Raw genomic sequence first — 8,442 nt, 5'->3', positions numbered from 1 at the left:
GACCCGGTCCGCGACCATGGGTCCCGGCGTCCGCCGGGATGACGGGGGGGTAAGAGGGGTAGGGGAAGGAGGTTAGGGGGGCGGGGGCGCGATCAAGTGGCAGCGTGAACCGCCGCAAGCTCACGATCTGCGAGGTCTTTGACGGCATCACCCACACCAAGCCCTAAGCTCCGGAATCCTTTCAAACTCACCCACCTACACCCCCTTCCGTCATCCCGGCGAACGCCGGGACCCACGGTTACGGCGGACCCAGCGATATCGCCCCACCATCGCCCGGTCCGCGACCATGGGTCCCGGCGTTCGCCGGGATGACGGGGGAGGGGGCGCAACAACTGGGCGCAATCTGGAGTGGCGTGCACGAAACGCCCGACAACGTCGGTCAAGCCAGAGCCACTCCGCCCCAAACGATACCGCCCGCCTCCCTGTTCTCCCGCGAAGGCGGGAGCCCAGTCTGGGTCCCCGCCTTCGCGGGGAAACATTCTTGGCACACCCACCGCATCCGCCCTCGGCATCGCCTATCGCCTGGGCACCGCCCCGCCCCTCATCGCCACCCGCGCACAACCCCCAACCCACCCAAACCAAAACACGCAAATTTCCTTCCCCACCCCAACCGGAACCAATCCTTAGCAAAGCCAACCTATTAGTCCGCGCAACGAACGAACAAGCAGGTCTCCGTGGCGCTCGATCTCTCCACTCTCTACGTCGTCGCAGGCCTCGGCATGCTGGTCGCCGGGTTCATCCACCTCATCCCCCTCGCGACCGGTCGGTTCGGGTCCTGGGCAGGGCTATGGGGCGCCGGCCACCTGATCGCCGGGTGCGGCGCACTGATGGCGGTGCTCAACGATCGGATCGGTCTCCCCTTGGCGCCCAGCATCGGCAACCCCGCAGTGGTGATGGGCTATGCGCTGATCGCCGGCGCGGTCGTGAAGTTCAGCCGCCCCGACGCGCGCCTGACGTCGATGCTGGCGACCGCCGCGGTCCTTGGCCTGCCCCTCTGGTTCACGCACGACCCGGCGCATTTCCACCTCCGCGTCGCCTATCTCAGCGTCATCCGCGCCGGGTTCGACCTCGTCGTGGTGATCGTCGCCATCCGTCTCGCGCGCCGTGACTCGCTACAGACCGGCTGGATCGTCGCCGCGCTGTTCGCGGTCACCATACCGATGTTCCTCGGTCGCGCCTGGCTGGCTTACGGCGACCGGATCGGCACGCAGTTGACCGGTCGTCACGACGATCTCGGCGCCTGGCTCGCGGCGGGGCAGATCGCCTTCATCATCTTCCGCGCCTTCTCGCTCCTGATCCTCCAGGCCGAGCGCGGCCAGAACCTGCTGCTCGATCAGATGGAGCGCGACTGGCTCACCGGCGCGTTCAACCGCGCCGGCCTGGACCGCATCGCGCAGACCTTCGCCGGCCGCCATGCGCCGCGCACGTTGACGGTGATGATGCTTGATCTCGATCGCTTCAAGACGCTCAACGACACGCTCGGCCACGCCGCCGGCGACGCCGCGCTCCGCAGCTTTGCAGAGATCGCCCACGACGCCGTCGGCCGACAAGGCCACCTGATCCGTTGGGGCGGTGACGAGTTCGTCTGCGTGCTGCCGGACATCCCGACGGCGCACGCGACCATGATCGGCAACCGTATCGCCACCCGGTTCGCACAGGCCATGGCACCGCGCATGGCCACGCATGGCACGCTCGGGGTCAGCATCGGCGTCGTCGAGGGCGAGCCCAACACGCCGATCGTCGACCTCATCGCCGGCGCAGACCGCGCGATGTACCTCGCAAAGGGCGACCGCCGCCAACCGGCCATCTACATAAAGGCAGCCTGAGCCGCGCGTTTTGGATCGCCCCGAAAGGGCCGCAACGCCACGCGCGGCGTCGCGGCCCTGCACACTCAAGCGGCAGGCGGGTCCTTCTTCGCGGTCGGCTTGCCGAACCCGACGAACAATCGCTCCAACCCCACCGTAACCGAGTCCAGCACCTTCGCGAACTCCGGCGGCAGCGCGTTCGTCTCGCTCCGTGGCGGCTCCCGCGTCTCCCCGGCGAACGGACCATTGCCCTGAGGCCTGGTCGACTCCGTCGCCACGTCCGGCTCGACCTTCGACGCTGCCGGCTCAGCCTGTGCCGAGGACGAGGCAGGGGAAGGCGGGGCAGGGGGCGTCGGAGGCGTCGGCCGAGCGCTCGACTTCGCGTCATGCTTCGAGATCGCCGTCGCCGCGGCCATCAGCCCCGCCGCGATCATCTGGCGTCCGACCGGTGTCCCCATCTGTCGCGCGATTGTCGCAGCGATCCCCGCGAACGGCGCGCCGCCTTCATGCTTGCGACCCTCGTGCTTCCGGCCCTCATGCCTGTGCGCGTCATGCTTGTGCCCGTCATGCGCATGGCCCTCATGCCCAGCACTCGAGTGCCCCTGAGCCGCGGCCATCTCGGCCTCGCGCTCGCGCCGCTTTCGCTCGTCCTTCTTCTTGCCCATGTCGTCCTCTGTGCCATTCCGCTTCGGTGTGTACGAACAAGATAATACACCGATACCGGAGTGCAACCCCGGCGCCTTCGCCCCGTCCAGCCGCGACGGTCGATCAGTTGCCGGACCAGGTGCCAGGCAATCGCCACGTCACTTTTTGTGTCGCGTGGCTGACCATCGGCTTGCCGTCGAAGCCAAGCGCGGGTGTGTAGCGCGCATGCCGCATGATCGCGCTGCAGGCCGCCTTGTCGAGTTCGACCTCGCCGCTCGTCACCACGGGCCGGCAATCGGCAACCCGCCCGTCGAGGCCGATCGTCCACAGGACCGTCGACGTCCCCTGCGCACCCTTGCCGACGATCGTCCTCGGGTAATCGTCGGGTCCGATCCAGTATTCGGGCCGTGTCGTCGCCTTGGCAGGCTGGGCGATCTTCGCGCGCTCGGTCGGGTCGATGCCCCAATGCTTGGCCGTCGAATCATTGCATTTGGCCAGGGCCTCGAATGCCGCCTTCGCATTTGGCATCGCGAACGCCCAGCCCGACATCTTGTCCGGGGTGATGCGCAGCACGGCATCGGCGGGCAGCGTTTCGAACAGCGTGGCATCGACCTGCATGCGCGTCATCCGCTTGCCCGAAGCCTGGGTCGGATAACTCTCGTACCGGCTGTCATCCGATCCCCCGCCGACGATGCCGATCTTCGCCTGGCCCAGCCGCATCGTTACGCCACGATCATTGGTGTAGACCATCAGCTCGAGCGTCGACGCCAGCGGCAGCCGACGAAGCGCGAGAATCGTCTCCGCCTTGCCGGTGCCATAGGTGCGGCCGAGCATGCAGGCGGTCGCGCCATAATCGACGTTCCACTTGCTCGCCGGAGTCAACGGCGCGGCCGTGGGCTCCGCCAGCGCCGCAGCGGCGGCCAGCGCCAGCATCAGCGGCATCCGGAAATACTCGTCATCGCATCATCCCCTTGCACCCCGTCACGTTCGCCGGTTCTCCAAAATACGCCACCTGGTTGCAAGCCGCGTCGACGCCTTGATCGCCCGTCGCGCAATCGGCTGCGCAATCGATCGTCCCGGATGAACTGGCACCCGGCCTCATGCATTCCTATCTCTCCCACTAGTCTCCCGATCAGAACAGAAGTAGAACCAGCCTCATGCTGACCAAGATTTCCGTACGCGGCGCGCGCGAGCACAACCTCAAGGACGTCGACATCGACATCCCCCGCGACACGCTCACGGTGATCACCGGCCTCTCCGGATCGGGCAAGTCGAGCCTCGCGTTCGATACGATCTACGCCGAGGGCCAGCGACGCTACGTCGAGAGCCTCAGCGCCTACGCCCGCCAGTTCCTCGAACTGATGCAGAAGCCCGATGTCGACCACATCGAGGGCCTCTCGCCCGCGATTTCGATCGAGCAGAAGACGACGTCGCGCAACCCGCGCTCGACCGTCGCCACCGTCACCGAGATCTACGACTACATGCGCCTGCTCTGGGCGCGCGTCGGCATCCCGTACTCGCCCGCCACCGGCGAACCGATCGCCGCGCAGACCGTCAGCCAGATGGTCGACCGCGTCATGGCGCTCCCCGAGGGCACGCGCCTGTATCTGCTCGCCCCCGTCGTCCGCGGCCGCAAGGGCGAGTACCGCAAGGAACTCGCCGAGTGGCAGAAGGCGGGCTTCGCGCGCGTCCGGATCGACGGCACGATCCACGACATCGACGAAGCCCCCGCGCTCGACAAGAAGTACAAGCACGACATCGAAGTCGTCGTCGACCGCCTCGTCGTCGGCGGCGAGATCGCCACGCGCCTCGCGGAAAGCTTCGAAACCGCGCTGAAACTCGCCGACGGCCTTGCCTATGTCGACCCCGCCGACCCGGTAGAACCGCATACGCCAAAGTCCGAAATCCTCGGCAACAACGCCCCCGACGGCCGCATCGTCTTCAGCGAGAAGTTCGCCTGCCCGGTCAGCGGCTTCACGATCTCCGAGATCGAGCCGCGCCTGTTCTCGTTCAACGCCCCCCAGGGCGCATGTCCGGCCTGCGACGGTCTCGGCGAGAAGCTGCTGTTCGACGAAGACCTCGTCGTCCCCAATCACATGCTCAGCATCAAGAAGGGCGCGGTCGTCCCCTGGGCGAAATCCAACCCGCCGTCGCCCTACTACATGCAGGTCCTCGGCAGCCTCGCGCGCGAATTCAAGTTCGACATCGAGACGCCCTGGTCCGACCTCCCGCCGGAGGTCCAGAGCACCATCCTGCACGGCTCGAAGGGCAAGCCCGTCACGCTCACCTTCATCGACGGCAAGAAGAAATACGACGTCTCCAAGCCGTTCGAGGGCGTCATCGGCAACCTCAACCGCCGCATGCTCCAGACCGACTCCGCCTGGATGCGCGAGGAGCTGAGCAAGTACCAGTCCGCCGCCCCCTGCGAAGTCTGCGGCGGCGCGCGCCTGAAGCCCGAAGCGCTCGCGGTCAAGATCGCGATGAAGGACATTTCGTACGCAACCCACTTATCGGTGGTCGATGCTCTCGCCTTCTTCACCGACATGCCGCAGCATCTCGGCGACCAGCAGAACGCGATCGCTGAACGCATCCTCAAGGAGATCGTCGAGCGGTTGGGCTTCCTCAACAATGTCGGCCTCGATTACCTCAACCTCGACCGCACCAGCGGCACGCTCAGCGGTGGCGAAAGCCAGCGCATCCGCCTCGCGTCGCAGATCGGTAGCGGCCTTTCCGGCGTGCTCTACGTCCTCGACGAGCCCTCGATCGGCCTGCACCAGCGCGACAACGACATGCTCCTCAAGACACTCCGCCGTCTGCGCGATCTCGGCAACACCGTGCTCGTCGTCGAGCATGACGAGGACGCGATCCGCACCGCCGACTACATCATCGACATGGGCCCCGGCGCCGGCGTCCGCGGCGGCCAGGTCGTCGCGCAGGGCACGCTGAAGCAGATCCTCAAGTCGAAGGGCAGCATCACCGCCGACTATCTCAACGGCACGCGCGAGGTGCCGGTCCCAACCACGCGCCGGAAAGGCAACGGCAAGAAGCTCACCGTCCACAACGCGGTCGCCAACAACCTGCGCGGCGTCACCGCCAGCCTGCCGCTCGGCACCTTCACCTGCATCACCGGCGTTTCCGGCTCGGGCAAGTCGAGCTTCACGATCGACACGCTCTACGCCGCCGCCGCGCGCGAGCTGAACGGCGCGCGCATCGTCCAGGGCAAGCACGACAAGATCACCGGCCTCCAGTATCTCGACAAGGTCATCGACATCGATCAGTCGCCGATCGGCCGCACCCCGCGCAGCAACCCCGCCACCTACACCGGCAGCTTCACGCAGATCCGCGACTGGTTCGCCGGCCTGCCGGAATCGCAGGCGCGCGGCTACAAGCCCGGCCGCTTCAGCTTCAACGTCAAGGGCGGCCGCTGCGAGGCGTGCCAGGGCGACGGCGTGCTCAAGATCGAGATGCACTTCCTCCCCGACGTCTACGTCACCTGCGACGTCTGCCACGGCGCGCGCTACAATCGCGAGACGCTCGAGGTGAAGTTCAAGGGCCATTCGATCGCCGACGTGCTCGACATGACGGTCGAGGACGCCGCCGAGTTCTTCAAGGCGGTCCCCCCGATCCGCGACAAGATGGCGATGCTGGTCGAGGTCGGCCTCGGCTACGTCAAGGTCGGCCAGCAGGCGACGACGCTCTCGGGCGGCGAAGCGCAACGCGTCAAGCTCGCCAAGGAACTCTCGCGCCGCGCCACCGGCAACACGTTGTATATCCTCGACGAACCCACCACCGGGCTCCACTTCGAGGACGTGCGGAAGTTGCTGGAAGTCCTCCACGCGTTGGTCGAGCAAGGCAATACGGTGGTGGTAATCGAACACAATCTCGACGTCATCAAGACCGCCGACTGGGTCCTCGACCTGGGTCCGGAAGGCGGCGTCAAGGGCGGCGAGATCGTCGCCGAAGGCACGCCGGAGAAGGTCGCGAAGGCGAAGGGCAGCTTTACGGGGAAGTATCTGGCGCCGTTGCTGGAGAAGCGGGTAATTAATGGATAGCTTTTACGGCTATCCTGAGTTGGATAGGAAAGCGTCCATTACCGAAGTTCTTCGCTTCTCCCGCTGAAGTATGGCGTTTATGATTTTTGGACCCTCTCGAAGAAATGTTGCTATGGAATCAGAAAGGCCCAGCTTTTCCAACCATTCGCTGCCGGCAGACAAGTCTGCTAAAAACCGTGATGGCTCGTCCCGATCATGCGCGGTATCTAACCAAGCAGTGAATGTTTCATCGTTGGTCGAATTGCCGGGTATGTGCATTCCCTGGAGTAATGCCGGGTCGATCATTTTATCGATTGGTTTGAACCAGATACTACTACTTAATTGTTTTGGATATAATTTGCATAATGCGTAGATGAAGCCAAAGTCTTTGTTATGAAAATCGGAATAGAGGTAAATCTTTCCACGGGGGCCTTTGCTAAAAAAGAGCGTGGTGTAGACAGTCCTTACTTGGTGGGAAAGTTCCGTGAGGTCAGCTATTTCTTGAAGCTTGGAAGTCAACCTCGGGAGAACCCATTCCGTTTCAACTTTTTCTCTTGCCATATCAAATGCCATAGAGAGCGATGAATCGCCAAATCGATATGAAAAACTGTCTAGAAGCGCTGGAAAGCGACTATCATGATAGTTTACAGCAAATAGTGCTGCAAAGTATTCTTGAAATGACCTATGGACGAAAGTTAATTCCAGCCCGTCGGGTTGAAGGACATTTACACAATTCACCAAGTCGCTGACCAAATTTTCTCCGGTCACACCGCGTAGTTGCAGTCCGGTAGATTGGCGTACAAAGCGAACTGCTGCATCTGAATGTTTTACCGCTACATCTTCGGTTAGCGTATATTTTTCGTCCAGGTACGACGTCACACAAAACGAAGATACGCACCGCCGAAAAATATCCCTTGTCAGACCAGTTTTTGTTTCTCGGTTGAACTGAGATTTAAGGGCGTCGTGTCGCTGAAAAAGAGTGTCAAGCGCTTGGCTATAGAATGCATGCATCTTTGTCGGGATTTCTGCAAATTCTTCGAAGGTGAGCATCATTATTGTGCAGAGTAGCGGTGACGACAGGAACGACTCGTGCGTCGACCACAAATCGGCCTTTACCCGATCAAGGAACCGGGATTTTACACCACTGTCGTATCTAAAAGAATTGATCAGATCAATTGCCATTGGCTTTGTTAATGGCAGAACGCTAGCACGATAAAATCGCTCCCAAGACTCGAATCGATGGCTCGGTCGGGAAGAAACTATGATGGCAGTCTTTGGATGAAAGCCCTCAAACCTTAATATCTCTTTCTCGACCCAGTTTGCTGTATCATCTTTCAGTTCATCAAAACCGTCCAATATTACCGCAAAAGCTCCCGCTTTCAGACCAATTGAGAATTGTTCGGCGGTGATTTTTGAGGCGTCGACGCGCATTGCCTCTATGATTAGGGCTTCTAATGTAGTCGCTGGTTCAGCGTTAAATCGCCGAAGTTCGATAAAAAGAGGTGACAGCCCAGACTTAGTGTCTGATATTTTGAGGGACATATATTTCATAAGCATGCTCTTGCCGCCGCCTGCTAGGCCGGTGACGATAACGCGCGCATTAGGCCTAATGCCCTCAATCAAAGTATCGTCGGTAAATTTTTTGTCGCCGATTAGTACATCGACATGAATGTAGTTATCAAGAACTGGAAGTGGGACGTATGGGTTCAGGAGAGTCTTGTACGTGCGGCAACGTTCATACGAAGACTGGATAAAAACCTGAAATCCGATTCTAAATTCAGCGATTATAAGGTCACGGGCATCCTTAGTTTTATCGGTAAGGTACGCTAATATCTTTTCAGATGACTTATCCAGTGCGGAGTCAGCCATTTTTATTGCTTGGGCGCCAGCTGCTGCCATTATTGCTGATGAGGCCATAAAAACTCCAGTATCGGGCCGTGCGACCCCTATAGCTATGTCGA

At 61.7% G+C, this 8,442-nt stretch carries 5 protein-coding genes; 2 read left to right on the top strand and 3 right to left on the bottom strand.

What is annotated here, in order from left to right; genetic code table 11:
* Positions 1-674 precede the first annotated feature (674 nt).
* On the top strand, positions 675-1,826 hold the full coding sequence (locus J4O76_RS07580) for a GGDEF domain-containing protein (protein ID WP_426281094.1): 1,152 nt from the start codon (positions 675-677) through the stop codon (positions 1,824-1,826).
* 65 nt (positions 1,827-1,891) lie between these two features.
* Here the strand turns inward: J4O76_RS07580 and J4O76_RS07575 are convergent, their stop codons facing one another.
* Together J4O76_RS07575 and J4O76_RS07570 are read right to left on the bottom strand one after the other, a co-directional pair.
* The gene (locus tag J4O76_RS07575; protein WP_426281093.1) at positions 1,892-2,470 is read right to left on the bottom strand and encodes a hypothetical protein; all 579 of its coding nucleotides are present in this window, start codon (positions 2,468-2,470) and stop codon (positions 1,892-1,894) included.
* A gap of 103 nt (positions 2,471-2,573) precedes the next feature.
* The gene (locus tag J4O76_RS07570; RefSeq protein WP_426281092.1) at positions 2,574-3,392 is read right to left on the bottom strand and encodes an energy transducer TonB; all 819 of its coding nucleotides are present in this window, start codon (positions 3,390-3,392) and stop codon (positions 2,574-2,576) included.
* A 215-nt stretch (positions 3,393-3,607) separates the two neighbouring features.
* Here J4O76_RS07570 and uvrA point away from each other — a divergent pair, with 215 nt between their 5' ends.
* Positions 3,608-6,502, top strand: a complete 2,895-nt coding sequence (uvrA, locus tag J4O76_RS07565) for an excinuclease ABC subunit UvrA (protein ID WP_426281091.1) — start codon at positions 3,608-3,610, stop codon at positions 6,500-6,502.
* A 9-nt stretch (positions 6,503-6,511) separates the two neighbouring features.
* Here the strand turns inward: uvrA and J4O76_RS07560 are convergent, their stop codons facing one another.
* Positions 6,512-8,398, bottom strand: coding sequence for an NACHT domain-containing protein (locus tag J4O76_RS07560; protein ID WP_426281090.1), 1,887 nt, complete (start codon positions 8,396-8,398; stop codon positions 6,512-6,514).
* Between the last annotated feature and the right edge of the window lie 44 nt (positions 8,399-8,442).

Origin of the sequence: Sphingomonas sp. NFX23 (genome assembly GCF_049887795.1) — a bacterium.
Classification (GTDB): Bacteria; Pseudomonadota; Alphaproteobacteria; order Sphingomonadales; family Sphingomonadaceae; genus Sphingomonas.
The sequence above is the reverse complement of the archived record's forward strand: the minus strand, read 5'-3'. Positions and strand labels throughout refer to the sequence as shown.